The organism is Pseudomonas corrugata (assembly GCF_001269905.1).
GTDB classification, from domain to species: domain Bacteria; phylum Pseudomonadota; class Gammaproteobacteria; order Pseudomonadales; family Pseudomonadaceae; genus Aquipseudomonas; species Aquipseudomonas corrugata.
Genome location: NZ_LHVK01000009.1, coordinates 131808 through 146984, shown reverse-complemented (window position 1 = coordinate 146984; position 15177 = coordinate 131808). Strand labels below are relative to the sequence as shown.

The window sequence follows — 15177 nt, the reverse complement described above, 5'->3', positions numbered from 1 at the left end:
ACTGCGTTATGATCCCTGCTCCACCTGAGCCAGAGCCTTACCCGCGCATGCCGTTCCCCCCTGATATCCCCACTGTCCTGCCCCCTGTCCTGGTCGGCCCGCTGTTGCGGCGGCTGGAGCCCACGCGGTTGGTGATGTGGCTGGTAGGGACGCGGTCGCTGGCGTTGACATTGCAGGTGGAAGGTGTGGGCGATCTGGCGCTGGAGGCCGAACGCTGCACGGTGGTACCGGTGGGGCAGCACGCGTTTGTGCACCTGATCGATGTACGGCTCGACCAGCCATTGCCTCAGGACATCGCGCTGGAATACGACCTGTTGGTGGACGGCGCACCCATCGCCGAGTGGGCGCCGCACCTGCTGTATGGCGAGGCTACACGGCCGACCTTCGTGCTGCATTCGCGTATCGGGCAACTGGTCCACGGCTCGTGTCGCAAGCCTCATCATCCGGCCAACGACGGCTTGCTCTGTGTCGATCGGCTGCTCGCCCAGGCTACCGGGCAACGGCCGGCGCTGTTGATGATGAGTGGCGACCAAGTCTACGCCGATGACGTGGCCGGGCCGATGCTACGGGCGATTCACGCGCTGATCGAGCGGTTGGGGTTGTTCGAGGAATGCCTGGACGGTGCAGTGGTGGAAGACAGCGCCCGGCTTTATCGGCACCCGGCCAGCTACTACCACCGCGCCGATCTGTTGCCGGCCCTGGAAAGCAACGAAACCCTGCGCGAGCGATTTTTCGGCGGCGCGCGCAAGCCGATTTTCACCAGCAGCAGCGCCGACAATCACCTGGTGACCTTCGCCGAGGTCTTGGCGATGTACCTGCTGGTCTGGTCGCCGGTGCCATGGACGCTGATCGACCCGCAGCCACCCGAACTGACACCCGAACGACGCCAGCGCTACGCGTTGGAGCAGCAACGCATCGATGGCTTCAAGGCCGGCCTGGGTAGCGTGGCGCGGGTGTTCGCGCACCTGTCGAGCCTGATGATCTTCGACGATCACGACATCACCGATGACTGGAATCTGTCCGCGCAATGGGAAGAAACAGCCTATGGTCACCCGTTCTCCAAGCGCATCATCGGCAACGCGTTGATCGCCTACATGCTCTGTCAGGGATGGGGCAACAACCCCGATGCGTTCGAAGATGTGGTTCGCCAGACCGTGGCCCTGAGCGACACGGCACGGGACCGCTACCTCGACAGCGGCCCCCAGGACTCCCTGATCGATACCTTGCTGGGCTTCCAGCAGTGGCACTACGTACTGCCCAGCACCCCGGCCCTGGTGGTGCTCGACACCCGCACCCGCCGCTGGCGCAGCGAACGCAACCTCAGGCATCCCTCCGGTTTGCTGGACTGGGAAGCCCTGAGCGAACTGCAACAGGAACTGCTGGACCACCCTTCGGCGATCATCGTTTCGCCGGCGCCGATCTTCGGGGTGAAGCTGATCGAAACCGTGCAGCGGGTGTTCAGTTGGTGTGGTTATCCATTGCTGGTGGACGCGGAAAACTGGATGGCCCACCGCGGCGCAGCCCAGGTGATCCTGAACATTTTCCGACACTCGCGGACCCCGGGGAACTATGTGGTGCTTTCAGGGGATGTGCATTATTCCTTCGTCTACGAGGTCTTGATCCCGCACCGCAAGGGCGGCCCGCGCATCTGGCAGATCACCAGCAGTGGCATCAAGAATGAGTTCCCACCGGTGCTGCTGGAATGGTTCGACCGCCTGAACCGTTGGCTCTACGCCCCACGTTCGCCCTTGAACTGGTTCACCCAGCGCCGACGCATGCGCATCATCCCCCACACCCCGGAACATGCCGAGGCGGGAGAGCGCTTGTGGAACTCGGCCGGGATCGGGCAGGTGTTTTTCAATGAGCAAGGCCAGCCCACGCAGATCTACCAGCACAACGCCAACGGCAAACCGCCGACGCGGATGCTGGGACCGCGTTGACGGCGCGACTTCGCCGATTCCGGTAGACCGCTATCGCGAGCAGGCTCGCTCCCACAGTGGATCTGCGGTGTATCCGACCCTGTGGGAGCGAGCCTGCTCGCGATGACGGCAGCAGATCCCACCGGCTCGGATAGACCGCCATCACACTCCCAACAGCCTCACCCCAACACTTCACCCGCCACCTGATCGATGGCGTCTTTGGCGATGTCAACGATCAGGTCCGCGTCTTCGCGGCTGAGGATCAGCGGTGGGGCAAAGCCCAGGATGTCGCCGTGGGGCATGGCGCGGGCGATCATGCCGCGTTCCAGGCAGGCAGCCGAAACCTTGGGGCCGACTTTCAGAGCGGGGTCGAAAGCTGTGCGCTGTTCGCGGTCGGCCATGAATTCCACCGCCGCCAGCATGCCGTCCCCGCGCACTTCGCCCACCAGCGGATGGCCTTCGAGGGTTTCACGCAAGCGACGATTCAGGTAGCCACCGACCTCCTCGGCATTGGCGGTGAGGTTTTCCCGCTCGAGGATGTCGAGGTTGGCCAGTGCCGCCGCCGCGCAGATCGGGTGCCCGGAATAGGTCCAGCCATGCCCCATGGCGCCTTCGGCCTGTGAGGCTTTTTCGATTACGCCCCACACCTTCTCGCCGATGATCACTGCCGACAACGGTGCATAGGCACTGGTCAGGCCCTTGGCCGTGGTGATCAGGTCCGGCTTGAGGCCGTAGCGCTGGCTGCCCATCTTCGAGCCGAGGCGACCGAATGCGCAGACCACTTCATCGGCAATCAGCAACACATCGTATTTATTCAGCACCGCCTGGATCGCCGCCCAGTAACCGGCCGGCGGAACGATAATGCCACCGGTGCCCATCAACGGTTCACCGATGAACGCCGCCACGGTGTCAGGTCCTTCGGCCAGGATCATCTTCTCCAGCTCATCGGCGCAGTAACGCACGAAGGTCGCCTCGTCCATGCCCACCGGCGCTTTGCGATACCAGTGCGGGCAGACGGTGTGCTTGACCCCTTCTACCGGCAGGTCGAAGTGCTGGTGAAAGGTCGCCAGCCCGGTCAGGCTGCCGGTCATGATGCCCGAGCCATGGTAACCACGGTCACGGGAGATGATTTTTTTCTTCTGCGGCCGCCCCAGCACGTTGTTGTAATAGCGCACCAACTTGACCTGGGTTTCGTTGGCATCGGAGCCGGACAAGCCGTAATAGACCTTTTTCATCCCCTGTGGCGCCCAGTCCATGATGCGGCTCGACAGTTCGATGATCGCCTCGCTCGAATGGCCAACATAGGTGTGGTAGTAGGCCAGCTCCTTGGCTTGCTTGTAGATGGCGTCGGCAACTTCGGTGCGGCCGTAGCCGATGTTCACGCAGTAGAGGCCGGCAAAGGCATCAATGAAATCGCGGCCCTCATGGTCACGGATGCGCACACCCGAGGCGCTCTTGATGATCCGGCCCTTGAGCGCACCGCTGGCGTGGTCATGGGCGTGGGTCGACGGATGCATGAAATGCGCGCGGTCTTGCTCGAACAGCGTGTTGAGTTCTTGGCTCATGCGGATTCTCCTGGGAACTGGCCTTGATGGTGCAGGCAAAAGTATTTGGTTTCGACGAAGGGCTCGAAGCCCTCGCTGCCCCCCTCGCGGCCAAGGCCCGAGGCTTTCATGCCACCGAAAGGGATCGGGTGGCCGGTGAACTTGACGCCGTTGACCGCCACCATGGCGTGATCGAGACGGCGGATCAGCGGGTAGATGAGGTCCAGGCGGTTGGAGCAAATATAGGCCGCCAGGCCGTACTCGGTGTCGTTGGCCATTTCGATGGCTTCATCCAGGGTGTCGAACGGCATCACCCCGGCGATGGGTGCAAAGTTTTCTTCACGGTAGATGCGCATCTGCGGCGTGACATCGGCCAGGACTGTTGGCTGATAAAACAATCCGCCCAGGGCGTGAGCCTCGCCACCCACCAGGCGTTGCGCGCCAAGGGCCAGCGCATCAGCAACCCGGTCGGTGGTGGCATCGAACGCGGCCTGGTGCATCAACGGACCGACGTCAACGTCCTGCTCCTGTCGATCGACCATGGCCGGCCCGACCCGCAAGGCGCGGACCGCTGCAGCGAAACGGCTGACAAACGCCTGGTACAGCGGACGCTGGACCATGATCCGGTTGGCCGCGCAGCAATCCTGGCCCGAGGTCTGGAACTTCGCTTGCACCGCGACTTCGACCGCCAGCGCCAGGTCGGCATCGGCGCAGACGATGAACGGCGCGTTGCCGCCCAGTTCCAACGCGACTTTCTTCACATCGTGGGCCGCCGCTTGCAGCACCAGTTTGCCGACCCGGGTGGAGCCAGTGAAGCTCACGGAGCGCACACGCCGGTCCTTGACCAGGGTTTCCATGGTCATCTGCGGCTCGCCCAGCACTACATTGAACACTCCGGCAGGGAAGCCCGCTTCCTCGGCCAGTTGCGCCAGGGCCAGGGCCGAATACGGCGTCTCGTGGGCCGGCTTGATGACTACGGTGCAACCGGAGGCCAGCGCGGCGGCGGCCTTGCGGGTGATCATCGCCGAGGGAAAGTTCCACGGAGTCAGCAGCGCGCAAACGCCAACAGGTTCCTTGATCGTGCCCAGGTGGGCATTGGGAATGTGGCTGGGAATGTTCTGCCCGTACAAGCGTCGGGCCTCTTCGGCAAACCAGGGGATGAAACTCGCAGCGTAGGCGATTTCACCGCGGGATTCGGCCAGTGGCTTGCCCTGCTCCAGGCTGAGGATGCGCGCCAGGTCTTCACGGTGCTCGAGGATCAACGCTGCCCAGCGGCGCAGGACAGCACCGCGGGCGTCCAGGCTCAGCTCGCGCCATGCCGGAAACGCACGATGGGCTGCGTCCACCGCCGCGACGATCTGCGGCGGGTCGAGCATGGGCACATGGCCGATCACCGTGCGGGTGGCGGGGTTGTGCACGGCAACACTGTCACCGCTGTCGCTGTGGACCCAATGACCATCGATGTAGCAAAGCGCTTTGAACAGCAGCGGATGTTGGTAAGTCATGACGTTCACTCCAGAGCGTGTGCATGACCCCATGCTAGGGCAGCTGCACTTGAGTAATCGGGTGATTGCCGGGGGTGAAACCGTGGTTTTTTTCTGAAGGAGCAGCCCGTAAAAGTGGTTTCTGCCGTGCTCAGGACGACTACACCAACTCCGCCGGGACGGCTCCGGTGGTCTTGATGGTTTTGGTGACGATGTAGGTGAAATAGCGCTCGATGCCGAGGTCTTCGAGCAGCAGTTGATCGACAAAGCGCTGGTAGTGATCAACGTCCGGCGCCTGGATCATCGCCAGGTAATCCACTCCGCCGCCGGTGGCGTAGCAAAACGCGACTTCCGGTGCCGTAGCCATGCGCAGCTCGAAACGGCGCATGTCCTGGGCGGTGTGCCGGGCGAGGGTGATCTCAACCAGTACCTGTTGGCGCTTGAACACCGCCCCCCAGTCGATCTGTGCCCGGTAGCCGGTGATCAGACCGACCATCTCCAGCTTGCGCACCCGCTCCCAGGTCGGCGTCACCGACAGGTTGATGGCCTCGGCCAGGCTCGACTTGGTAATCCGCCCGTCCTCGGCGAGGATCTGCAGAATCTTGAGGTCGTAGCGATCGAGTTTGTGCACGAGGAGAATCTCCAGAAACTGAGGGAATGTGTGGGAGCAAAGCTTGCTCGCGATTGCGCCAAGTTGGTCAGCAATAACATTGACTGGCCTGCCGCTATCGCGAGCAAGCTTTGCTCCCACAGGTTTTGCGCCGTTTGATCCTTCAATGACTCGTACCAGGGCAAGCCTTACTCCCACTAGCCCTCCCGCCACAGGGTGTCCCGCTTGACCAGGCAATCACGCCAACACATCCGCAATCACCGCCAATGTATCGCCGCACTGCACCAGCCCGGGAAAGTGCCGCGCCGCCAGCAATCCGCTGCGGGCGGCGCGGTATTCCACCGGGGCGACGCCGCTGCGGGTGGCGTCGTGGATGCGCGCCACCACCTCGCCCCGGGTCACGTGCTCACCCAGGTCACGGCACATCTCCAACAAACCGTCATGCTCGCTGGCGATGAAGCAACTGGCGTCCGGCATGTCGAGCATCAGCGATGGCTGCAGTTGGATCTCCCCCCGCAGGATGCCGGCGTGAACCAGCAGGTTACGTACCCCACGCTCGGCAATCGCCACGCTGTGGGCCGTCGATGAGCCGCCGCCGCCCAGCTCGGTGGTGACGAACACCTTGCCCTGGGATTCGGCGGCCGTGTCGTACATCGCTCCGGCGTCCAGTTCCAGCATGCGCATGCAGTACGGCGCGTTGAAGGCGAGCATCCCGGCTTCGCAGCGGGCTTGTTGCTGTTTGTCCGGCAGCACATGGCAGGCAGCGAACGGCAGGAAATCCAGGGTCCGACCGCCGGAGTGGATATCCAGGACAATGTCCGCCAACGGCAGCAATGTGCGAGTGAAGTAGTCGGCGATTTTCTCGGTGACGGTACCGTCCGGCCGGCCGGGGAAACTGCGGTTGAGGTTGCCTTTGTCGATGGGCGACGTCCGGCGCCCGGCGTGAAACGCCGGAGTGTTCATGAACGGCACGATGATCACGCGTCCAGTCACCTCCTCGGCCGTGAGGCGCTGCGCCAGTTTGCTCAGCGCCACCGGGCCTTCATACTCGTCGCCGTGGTTGCCGCCGCTGAGCAAGGCCGTCGGGCCGCTGCCGCGCTGGATTACAGTGATGGGGATCATCACCGCGCCCCAGGCCGAGTCGTCCCGCGAATACGGCAGCTTGAGAAAACCGTGCTGCACGCCCTCGCGGCTGAAGTCGACCGTGGCGTTGATGGGATTGGCGGGCAAATCACTCATGGTTCAATCCTTCACGAACAGTTGGCGGGGCACGTTGCACAGCGTCTCGACGCCCGTCTCGGTGATGAGGATGCTTTCGGTGATCTCCAGGCCCCAGTCATCCATCCACAGCCCCGGCATGAAGTGGAAGGTCATGCCCGGTTGCAACACGCTGGTGTCGCCGGGACGCAGGCTCATGGTGCGTTCGCCCCAATCCGGCGGATAGCTGATGCCGATGGGGTAGCCGCAACGGCTGTCCTTGTAGATACCGAATTTCTCGAGCACCTTGAAGAACGCCACGGCGATGTCCCCCGTGGTGTTGCCCGGCTTGGCCGCGTCCAGGCCGGCTGCGATCCCTTCGACCACCGCCTTTTCACCGTCGAGGAAGTGCCGGGGCGGCTTGCCCAGGTAAATGGTGCGCGACAACGGGCAGTGATAGCGCTTGTAGCAACCGGCGATCTCGAAGAAGGTGCCGGCGCCCTTTTCGAACGGCGAGTCATCCCAGGTCAGGTGCGGCGCGCTGGCATCGGCGCCGGTGGGCAACAGCGGCACGATGGCCGGGTAATCGCCGCCATGGCCGTCGACGCCAAGGATGCCGCTCTGATAGATCTCGGCCACCAGTTCGTTCTTGCGCATGCCCGGCTCGATCCGTTCGAGGATGCGCCCGTGCATGTTCTCGACGATGCGCGCGGCAATGCGCATGTAGGCGATTTCCTGGGGCGACTTGACCGCCCGTTGCCAGTTCACCAGGCCCACGGCGTCCACCAGTTTCGCCTGGGGCAAATGGCGTTGCAGCGACAGGTAGGCGGCGGCGCTGAAGTAGTAGTTGTCCATCTCCACGCCGATGGTCAAGGCACCCCAGCCCCGGGCGATAATCACTTCCCGGGACAGATAGTCCATGGGATGGCGCTCGCGGGACTGCACATAGATGTCCGGATAGCCGACGATGTTGTCGGCCTGCATGAACACCGTGCGCCGGGCACCGTTGGCGTCCTGGCCGCGACCGAACCACACCGGCTCGCCTTCCAGCGCCAGCAGAACGCACTGGTGTACGTAGAACGACCAACCGTCGTAGCCGGTGAGCCAGGCCATGTTCGACGGATCGGTGACCAGCAACAGTTCCAGGCCCTGGGCCTGCATCGCCGCGCGAACCTTCGCCAGGCGCTGGGCGTATTCCTCCCGTTGGAACGGAAGCTTGACGACTATCTCTGACATCCACTTGTCCTCTGTTCAATGACGCACGAATGGAAAATGGTTAACGACCGAACGGGTAACCCTTGCCCGCCGCCCTGGCTCGCTCGAACGCCAGGTTGGCGATGGCGGTGTCTTGGGCGCCGGTGCCCGTGAGGTCGCACAGGGTCACTTGCGCTTCATCGGTGCGCCCGGGCCGCTGCCCGGCCAACACCTGGCCCAATTCAGCCAGTGCGGACTCGTCGCGGACGGCGCCGGCCGCCAGGGCGTGATGCAGCTCGCCAAGCACCCGGGTCTGGCTCAGGCGGTCGGCGACGTAGCGGTCGACGGCGGCCAGGGCCTGGGGGGAGATCTCGTGCTTGTGTTCGGCATCAGAGCCCATCGCGGTGATGTGCAGGCCGGGGTGCAAATGCCGGGCTTCGATCAACGGCTCGCGGCTGGGGGTGCAGGTAATGGCGATGTCCACGCCTTCCATTGCGCTGTCAATGTCAGGGCACATCGTCACCGAAAGGCCCGTACTGCGGGCCAGTTCGACACTGAAAGCCTTGGCCTTCTGCCCGTCGCGGGCCCAGACCCGCACCTCATCGACAGGCCGCACCAGCCGCAGCGCCTGAAGCTGCAACGCCGCCTGCTCACCCGCGCCGATCAACGCCACGCTGCGACTCTGCTGGCGCGACAGGCAACGCGCCGCTACGGCACCAGCCGCCGCCGTGCGCACGGCGGTGAGGTAGCCGTTGTCCAGCAGCAGTGCGTCCAGAAGACCGGTGCGCGCCGACAGCAGCATCATCATGCCGTTGAGGCTGGGCAGGCCAAGCTTGGGATTGTCGAAAAAGCCGGGACTGACCTTGATGGCGAATCGTTCCAGGCCCGGCAGGTAGGCGGTCTTCACATCCACTTCGCCGTTATGTTCGGGAATGTCCAGGCGCAGGATCGGCGGCATCGCCACCGCAGCCGTCGCCAGCAGCACGAAGGCCTGCTCGACGGCGTCGATGCTGGGCAGGTCGAGAGCCACGCAACTGCGCAGGTCGGCTTCGCTCAATAAGGTGACTTGACTCATGACAGGCTCCGTTGCGAGTGGTTATTGATGAGCGCCGGCGAGCACGCGGGCATGTTGTTCGGTGTCGACATTGCGACCGCTTACCACCAGCACGATGGGGCCGCGCGGTTCGATCAGACCGTCGAGCAACGCCGCGATACCCACCACTGCCGCGCCTTCGAGCACCAGGCGTTCCTGGTGATAGGCGTGGCGCAGGGCGCTGGCGATGGACGCTTCCGAGAGCAGGTGCACGCTGTCGCTCAACTGGCGGGTCATGGCGAAACTGAAGCGGTTGTCCAGACCAATGCCGCCGCCGAGGGAGTCGGCCAGTGTCGGCAGTTCTTCGACGTCCACCGGATGGCCGGCAGCGAGGCTGGCGTGCATCGCGGCGCCACGGGCCATGCTGATGCCGCGGACCTGGATGGCCGGGTTGGCGCTCTTGAGAGCCAGGGCGACCCCGGCGAAAAGGCCACCGCCGGACAACGGCACCAGCACCTGGGCCACGTCCGGCTGTTGCTCGAGGATTTCCAGGCCGAGGGTGCCCTGGCCGGCAATGATCGCCGGGTGATCGAAGGGCGGCAGGAAGGTCGCGCCCTGCTCCCTGGAGATGCGTTCGGCTTCGCGCTGGGCATCGTCCTGGGACTGGCCGACGATGCACACCTCGGCCCCCAGGTCGCGGATCGCCTGGACCTTGTTGGCCGGCACCAGGTTGGACAGGCAGACAATCGCCTTGACCCCCTGTTGCGACGCGGCGTGGGCCAGCGCCCGGCCATGATTACCGGTCGACGCGGTCACCACACCTTGGGCCTTTTGCGCGGGGCTGAGCTGCGCCACGGCATTGCTCGCACCGCGCAGCTTGAAGCTGCCGGTGATCTGCAAGGATTCAAGCTTGAGGTACACCGCCACGCCCATCAGCCGCGACAGGCTGGGGGAATGCTCCATCGGCGTACACCGCACCAGTGCCCCGATGCGCTGGCGAGCGAGGTAGATATCCTGAAGCTGCAACACTGCCATGACCGCGTCCCGGGTTGAGGTGTTGGGCGCAGTCTAAGAGGGCTGGATTGTGGTGATGAATGTACTAGGGCAATTTAATTTTCCACACACCACAGATCCCGTGGGAGCGAGCCTGCTCGCGAAGCGGTGTGTCAGCTTGCACAAGTATTGTATGTAACGCCGCTATCGCGAGCAGGCTCGCTCCCACAGGGGCGGCTCTGAGTTCTTCAGAAATCATGAATCTGCGGGTACTGGTTGAAGATCTCCCGCATGCCGATCAATGCATGGCGCATTTCCTCGTCGCTGCATTCGGCACCGACGCACACCCGCACGGCCCGGGGCCTTGGGGTGCCGCGGACGGTGAACGGATCGGGGGAGGTCACGGCGATGTGCTTGTGCCGTAGCGCCCGCACCAGACTGTCCACTTCCCAATGGGCCGGGATGCCGATCCAGGTGTTCAATGCATGAGGATGCTGCCCGAGCACGTGCTCGCCCATGTACTCGGTCACCATGGCCTGGCGCCCGGTCAACAACCGGCGTTGCAAGTGCACCAGGGCGTCCGCACGGCCGTCGCGAATCCAGCGGGCAGCAATTTCGGACACCATCGGCGTACCCATCCAGCTGTTGACCCGCAGGATGCTCTCGGTGCGCAACGCCAGGCGCTTGGGCACCACCAGGTAGCCGGTGCGCAACCCGGTGAGCACCGATTTGGTCATGCTGGTGCAATAGAACGACAGTTCCGGCAGGTAATGGCTGATGGGCGGCGCCCGGCGCTCGTCCAGCAGCGGGCCATATACATCGTCCTCGATGATGTGCACCCCGAAACGCCGGGCGATCCCGGCAATTTCCCGGCGACGGGCATCCGGCATCAGGCTGGTGGTGGGGTTGTTGAGGTTTGGCGTGCATACCAGGGCGGTGATGCGCTCGTTGCTGCACATGTCCTCGAAATGTTCCGGGTCAATGCCATACCGGTCCATCTCGAGGCCCTTGAGGGTAAAACCCAACACCTGAGAGTTGCCAATCACCCCGTGATCCGTCAGCCCTTCGCAGAGCACCACATCATCGGGCCCGGCCAGCGAAGCCAGGGCCAGGAAGATTCCGTGGGCGGCACCGTTGGTGATCAGGATATCGTTGCGCTCGACCTTCAGCTTCTGCCGACCGATCCATTGGGCAGCCGCTTCACGGTGGGATTCGTAGCCGGCAATCGGCCGGAAAGCGTGAATCCACGGCTGGTCTTCTTCGGTACTCAACTCGGCGCAGGTATCGCGCCAGCACTGGTCGTGCTCGCGGGTGTGCAGGATTCGCGCATTGGAGAAATCCACCAGCGTCCGCTCGGGGCTGTCGAGAATGTAGGTCGCGACCCGGTCGCTCATGCGCCGAGAAACGAAACTGCCGCGCCCCACCTCGCAACGCACCAGTCCCTGACGTTCCAGCTCCTTGTAGGCATTGGTCACGGTCTGCACGCTGATACCCATGGCGTCGGCCATTTGCCGCTGCGGCGGCAGGCGCTGGTCGTTGGCCAGGAGCCCCTGTTCGATATCCTCGGCAATGGCCTGGACCAGAATCTTGTATTTGGACTCACCGCTACGGGCGACATCCAGGGCCGATTTCCATTTATCCATGACGCTGCAACCCGCGTGTATTCTGGTGTGCACAGCATCCCGCGGGAATCGGGACAAAGCAATTGTCCTAGTGCAATGCAATCATTGCCGAGGCTTTTGTATGCTCCGGTTCAAGGTCGTCGTCCAGGCAGGTTGTTACCTTGACAAAAAAGCCGGATCGACCTGTACCGGCACGGTTTGCGGATCAGCCGCTGTACGCTTTGCTCTTGCCACACTGCCTCCTACCACAGAGCCGTCGACTGACGGATCCACAAGAAACAGGAGATTTTATCGATGAGCAATTTTCTTCCCGGCACCTGCGCGCCCCTGCGTCGGCTCTTGTTGACCTGCGCTGTACTCGGCCTCGCCGGCAGCGTCCAGGCGAGCACCCTGGAGACGGTCAAAAGCAACAGCAGTATCCGGATCGGCTACGCCAACGAAACCCCGTTCGCCTTCACCGAAACCGACGGTACCGTGACCGGTGAATCGCCGGAAATCGCCAAGATCATCTTCGCCAAGATGGGCATCAAGCAGGTCAACGGCGTGCTCACCGAATGGGGCTCGCTGATTCCCGGTCTGCGCGCCGGTCGTTTCGACGTGATCGCCGCCGGCATGTACATCACTCCGGCGCGCTGCAAGCAGGTGTTGTTCACCGATCCGCAATACCAGTTGCCCGATGCCTTGCTCGTCGCCAAGGGCAACCCGAAAAAACTCCACAGTTATGAAGACATCGCCAAACAGCCGGATGTGAAGCTGGCGATCATGGCCGGTACGGTGAACCTGGCCTACGCCCGTGATTCCGGGGTCAAGGACGACCAGATCCTCCAGGTGCCCGACACCACCGCTCAGTTGCAGGCGGTTCGCGCCGGTCGCGCCGACGCGGCCGTCGGCACCCAGTTGACCATGAAAGGCCTGGCGGCCAAGGGTGGCGACAAGGTCGAGGCCATGTCCGAATTCAAGGACGATCCGTCCCACATCGGCTATGGCGCCCTCGCCTTCCGTCCCGAAGACAAAGACCTGCGCGACGCGGTCAATGCCGAGCTGAAGAAGTGGCTGGGTTCCGAGGAACACCTCAAGACTGTCGCGCCATTCGGCTTCGACAAGTCCAACGTGACCAGCAAAACCGCCGCCGAACTCTGCGCCCAGTAGAAACCGGCGCTTCGAAGCAGGCATGACGCATACAGCGTGATGCCTGTTCCCTGCTTCATCGGATATCGGGTTGAACCATGGGCGAACTACTTCCGTTATTGATACAAGGGACCTGGGTCACGCTGCAGGTGACGTTCTTCGGCTCACTGCTGGCCATTGTCGCGGCGGTCCTGGCGGCCTTGGGGCGGCTGTCGCCATGGCGGGCGCTGCGCTGGTTCTCCATCAGCTACATCGAAGTGTTCCGAGGCACCTCGCTGCTGGTGCAGTTGTTCTGGCTGTTCTTCGTGCTGCCGCTGCCACCGTTCAACATCGAGCTGAGCCCCTACGCCGTGGCGATAGTCGGCCTGGGCCTGCATATCGGTGCCTACGGCGCCGAAGTCATGCGCGGCGCCATCAGCTCGGTTGCCAAGGGCCAATACGAGGCCTGTACGGCGCTGAACTTCAGCGGCTTCAAGCGCTTCCAGCGGATCATCCTGCCCCAGGCCCTGTTGGCCGCCATTCCGCCGGGCACCAACCTGCTGATCGAACTGCTGAAGAACACCTCGCTGGTGTCGCTGATCACCTTGTCGGACCTGAGTTTCCGGGCTCGTCAGCTGGATCAGGCAACCTTCCAGACCCTGGAAATCTTCAGCCTGGCGCTGGTGCTGTATTTCATCCTCGCCCAGGCCATCAACTTCGGCATGCGTAACGTCGAGCGCCGGCTGAGCCGGGGACGGATGCGTGGAGGTCTGTCATGACGCTGTTCGACTGGTCTTACGCCGGGCAAATCCTGCCGGCCCTGCTGCGCGCCTCCCTCAACACCGTGGGCATCACGCTGATCGGTTTTGTGATCGCAATTGTGCTGGGGCTGTTCCTGGCGATTGGTCGTCGCAGCCAGAAACTCTGGCTGTCATGGCCGACCGCATTGGTCATCGAGTTCATTCGCAGCACGCCATTGCTCATCCAGGTGTATTTCCTCTATTACGTATTGCCCAACTACGGCTTGAGCCTGACGGCCATGCAAGTCGGCATCCTTGGCATCGGCCTGCACTACGCCTGCTACATCGCGGAGGTCTATCGCAGCGGCCTCGACGCGGTGCCAAGAGCACAGTGGGAAGCGGTGACGGCGTTGAACATTGCGCCTTACGACGCCTACCGCAACATCATCCTGCCCCAGGCTCTTCGTCCGATCGTGCCGCCGCTGGGCAACTACCTGGTGGCGATGCTCAAGGACACCCCCGTGCTGTCGGCAATTACCGTGGTGGAAATCATGCAACAGGCCAAGAACATCGGCTCCGAAAATTTCCGCTACCTGGAACCGATCACCATGGTCGGCCTGTTCTTCCTCGCACTGAGCCTCGCCCTGGCCTGGCTGGTAAGGCGCCTTGAAACGCGCATGGAGCTACGCTAATGACTTTACCTCTGTCTTCGTCCATCGAGTTGTCCCGGCGCAGTACGCTGGCATCGCAGCAGGAGGCCCCGGCCATGCAGGATCCGACACCATCCCGGCCGATCGTGAGTTTCCAGGATGTAAGCAAAAGCTACGGCAGTTTCACCGTGCTGGATCATCTGAACCTGGATGTCGCGCCCGGTGAAAAGGTCGCGATCATCGGCCCCAGCGGCTCGGGCAAATCCACCTTGCTGCGGGTATTGATGACGCTGGAAGGGATCAATCACGGGCAGATCTTCATCGAGGACGATTCGCTGACCCACATGCCCAACCGCAGCGGTGTACTGGTGCCGGCCAACGACCGGCATATCCGCCGGGTGCGGGGCAAGATCGGCATGGTGTTCCAGAGCTTCAACCTGTTTCCCCACATGACCGCGCTGCAGAACGTGATCGAGGCGCCGGTGCAGGTACTGGGCATGAACCCGAAGGAAGCCCGGGAGCGCGCCGCCGATCTGTTGGACATGGTGGGGCTGGGCAGCAAGCTCGAGCACTATCCTTCGCAGCTTTCCGGGGGCCAGCAACAACGCGTGGCCATTGCCCGAGCCCTGGCGATGCGGCCGAAAGTGATGCTGTTTGACGAAGTAACCTCGGCCCTCGACCCGGAACTGTGCGGCGAGGTGCTCAACGTGATCCGCAGGCTGGGGGCCGAGCACAACCTGACGATGCTGATGGTGACCCACCAGATGGGCTTCGCCCGGGAATTCGCCGACCGGGTGTGCTTCTTCTACAAGGGGCAGATCCACGAGCAGGGCACACCGGCGCAGATCTTCGAGCACCCGCAGCAGGAACGTACGTGTGCGTTTCTGAGTGCGGTGAAGGAGGCTAACTGAGCCCTATCACTCAAGTGACCATCCCTGTGGTGAGAAAATTATTTGTGGCGAGGGGATTTATCCCCGCTTCTTTGGGGCTGCTGCGCAGCCCAGCGGGGATAAATCCCCTCGCCACAAGGTGCAGTGCCAGGCCGAAGGACTGATAACCTCAAAAAAAACGGGGGGCCATGTTT

At 63.0% G+C, this 15177-nt stretch carries 13 protein-coding genes; 5 read left to right on the top strand and 8 right to left on the bottom strand.

Going from position 1 to position 15177, the window contains the following annotated elements; all coding sequences use genetic code 11:
* Positions 1-47 precede the first annotated feature (47 nt).
* Positions 48-1940 carry an alkaline phosphatase D family protein gene (locus tag AD665_RS14670; protein WP_053192565.1) on the top strand — a complete coding sequence of 631 codons (1893 nt, stop codon included), beginning with the start codon at positions 48-50 and terminating at the stop codon, positions 1938-1940.
* Between the two features lie 158 nt (positions 1941-2098).
* Here the strand turns inward: AD665_RS14670 and AD665_RS14665 are convergent, their stop codons facing one another.
* From AD665_RS14665 to ehuR, 8 genes are all read right to left on the bottom strand, one after another.
* On the bottom strand, positions 2099-3484 hold the full coding sequence (locus AD665_RS14665) for an aspartate aminotransferase family protein (protein ID WP_024777573.1): 1386 nt from the start codon (positions 3482-3484) through the stop codon (positions 2099-2101).
* Positions 3481-4968 carry an NAD-dependent succinate-semialdehyde dehydrogenase gene (locus tag AD665_RS14660; RefSeq protein ID WP_024777572.1) on the bottom strand — a complete coding sequence of 496 codons (1488 nt, stop codon included), beginning with the start codon at positions 4966-4968 and terminating at the stop codon, positions 3481-3483. The genes AD665_RS14665 and AD665_RS14660 overlap by 4 nt, the downstream gene beginning before the upstream one ends.
* Positions 4969-5107: 139 nt before the next feature.
* On the bottom strand, positions 5108-5578 hold the full coding sequence (locus tag AD665_RS14655) for an Lrp/AsnC family transcriptional regulator (RefSeq protein ID WP_024777571.1): 471 nt from the start codon (positions 5576-5578) through the stop codon (positions 5108-5110).
* A 216-nt stretch (positions 5579-5794) separates the two neighbouring features.
* Entirely contained in the window at positions 5795-6796 is a 1002-nt protein-coding gene (gene doeB / locus AD665_RS14650) for a N(2)-acetyl-L-2,4-diaminobutanoate deacetylase DoeB (protein WP_024777570.1), read from the bottom strand.
* A 3-nt stretch (positions 6797-6799) separates the two neighbouring features.
* Positions 6800-7990, bottom strand: coding sequence for an ectoine hydrolase DoeA (gene doeA, locus AD665_RS14645; RefSeq protein ID WP_053192563.1), 1191 nt, complete (start codon positions 7988-7990; stop codon positions 6800-6802).
* Between the two features lie 40 nt (positions 7991-8030).
* A complete protein-coding gene (locus tag AD665_RS14640) occupies positions 8031-9023 on the bottom strand; it encodes a cyclodeaminase (protein WP_053192561.1) in 993 nt (330 codons plus the stop codon).
* 21 nt (positions 9024-9044) lie between these two features.
* Complete coding sequence (gene eutB / locus AD665_RS14635; protein WP_053192559.1) at positions 9045-10016, bottom strand: hydroxyectoine utilization dehydratase EutB; 972 nt, start codon at positions 10014-10016, stop codon at positions 9045-9047.
* Between the two features lie 206 nt (positions 10017-10222).
* Positions 10223-11617 (bottom strand): MocR-like ectoine utilization transcription factor EhuR, encoded by a 1395-nt coding sequence (gene ehuR / locus AD665_RS14630; RefSeq protein ID WP_024777566.1) that lies wholly within the window; start codon positions 11615-11617, stop codon positions 10223-10225.
* A gap of 273 nt (positions 11618-11890) precedes the next feature.
* Between ehuR and ehuB the strand changes: the two genes are divergently transcribed.
* The 4 genes from ehuB (at position 11891) to ehuA (ending at position 15004) form a co-directional block, all read left to right on the top strand.
* A complete protein-coding gene (gene ehuB / locus AD665_RS14625) occupies positions 11891-12745 on the top strand; it encodes an ectoine/hydroxyectoine ABC transporter substrate-binding protein EhuB (RefSeq protein WP_053192556.1) in 855 nt (284 codons plus the stop codon).
* Between the two features lie 77 nt (positions 12746-12822).
* Positions 12823-13482: an ectoine/hydroxyectoine ABC transporter permease subunit EhuC gene (ehuC, locus tag AD665_RS14620; protein ID WP_024777564.1), complete on the top strand. Its 660-nt coding sequence runs from the start codon at positions 12823-12825 to the stop codon at positions 13480-13482.
* Positions 13479-14135, top strand: coding sequence for an ectoine/hydroxyectoine ABC transporter permease subunit EhuD (ehuD, locus tag AD665_RS14615; protein WP_024777563.1), 657 nt, complete (start codon positions 13479-13481; stop codon positions 14133-14135). Before ehuC ends, ehuD begins: the two co-directional genes overlap by 4 nt.
* Entirely contained in the window at positions 14135-15004 is an 870-nt protein-coding gene (gene ehuA / locus AD665_RS14610) for an ectoine/hydroxyectoine ABC transporter ATP-binding protein EhuA (RefSeq protein WP_024777562.1), read from the top strand. Before ehuD ends, ehuA begins: the two co-directional genes overlap by 1 nt.
* Positions 15005-15177: the final 173 nt, after the last annotated feature.

What these genes read in the sequence shown, in the direction of transcription:
- AD665_RS14670 (WP_053192565.1), top strand. Translation starts at nt 48, where the DNA reads ATGCCGTTCCCCCCTGATATCCCCACTGTCCTGCCCCCTGTCCTGGTC.
- AD665_RS14665 (WP_024777573.1), bottom strand. Translation starts at nt 3,484, where the DNA reads ATGAGCCAAGAACTCAACACGCTGTTCGAGCAAGACCGCGCGCATTTC.
- AD665_RS14660 (WP_024777572.1), bottom strand. Translation starts at nt 4,968, where the DNA reads ATGACTTACCAACATCCGCTGCTGTTCAAAGCGCTTTGCTACATCGAT.
- doeB (WP_024777570.1), bottom strand. Translation starts at nt 6,796, where the DNA reads ATGAGTGATTTGCCCGCCAATCCCATCAACGCCACGGTCGACTTCAGC.
- doeA (WP_053192563.1), bottom strand. Translation starts at nt 7,990, where the DNA reads ATGTCAGAGATAGTCGTCAAGCTTCCGTTCCAACGGGAGGAATACGCC.
- AD665_RS14640 (WP_053192561.1), bottom strand. Translation starts at nt 9,023, where the DNA reads ATGAGTCAAGTCACCTTATTGAGCGAAGCCGACCTGCGCAGTTGCGTG.
- eutB (WP_053192559.1), bottom strand. Translation starts at nt 10,016, where the DNA reads ATGGCAGTGTTGCAGCTTCAGGATATCTACCTCGCTCGCCAGCGCATC.
- ehuR (WP_024777566.1), bottom strand. Translation starts at nt 11,617, where the DNA reads ATGGATAAATGGAAATCGGCCCTGGATGTCGCCCGTAGCGGTGAGTCC.
- ehuB (WP_053192556.1), top strand. Translation starts at nt 11,891, where the DNA reads ATGAGCAATTTTCTTCCCGGCACCTGCGCGCCCCTGCGTCGGCTCTTG.
- ehuC (WP_024777564.1), top strand. Translation starts at nt 12,823, where the DNA reads ATGGGCGAACTACTTCCGTTATTGATACAAGGGACCTGGGTCACGCTG.
- ehuD (WP_024777563.1), top strand. Translation starts at nt 13,479, where the DNA reads ATGACGCTGTTCGACTGGTCTTACGCCGGGCAAATCCTGCCGGCCCTG.
- ehuA (WP_024777562.1), top strand. Translation starts at nt 14,135, where the DNA reads ATGACTTTACCTCTGTCTTCGTCCATCGAGTTGTCCCGGCGCAGTACG.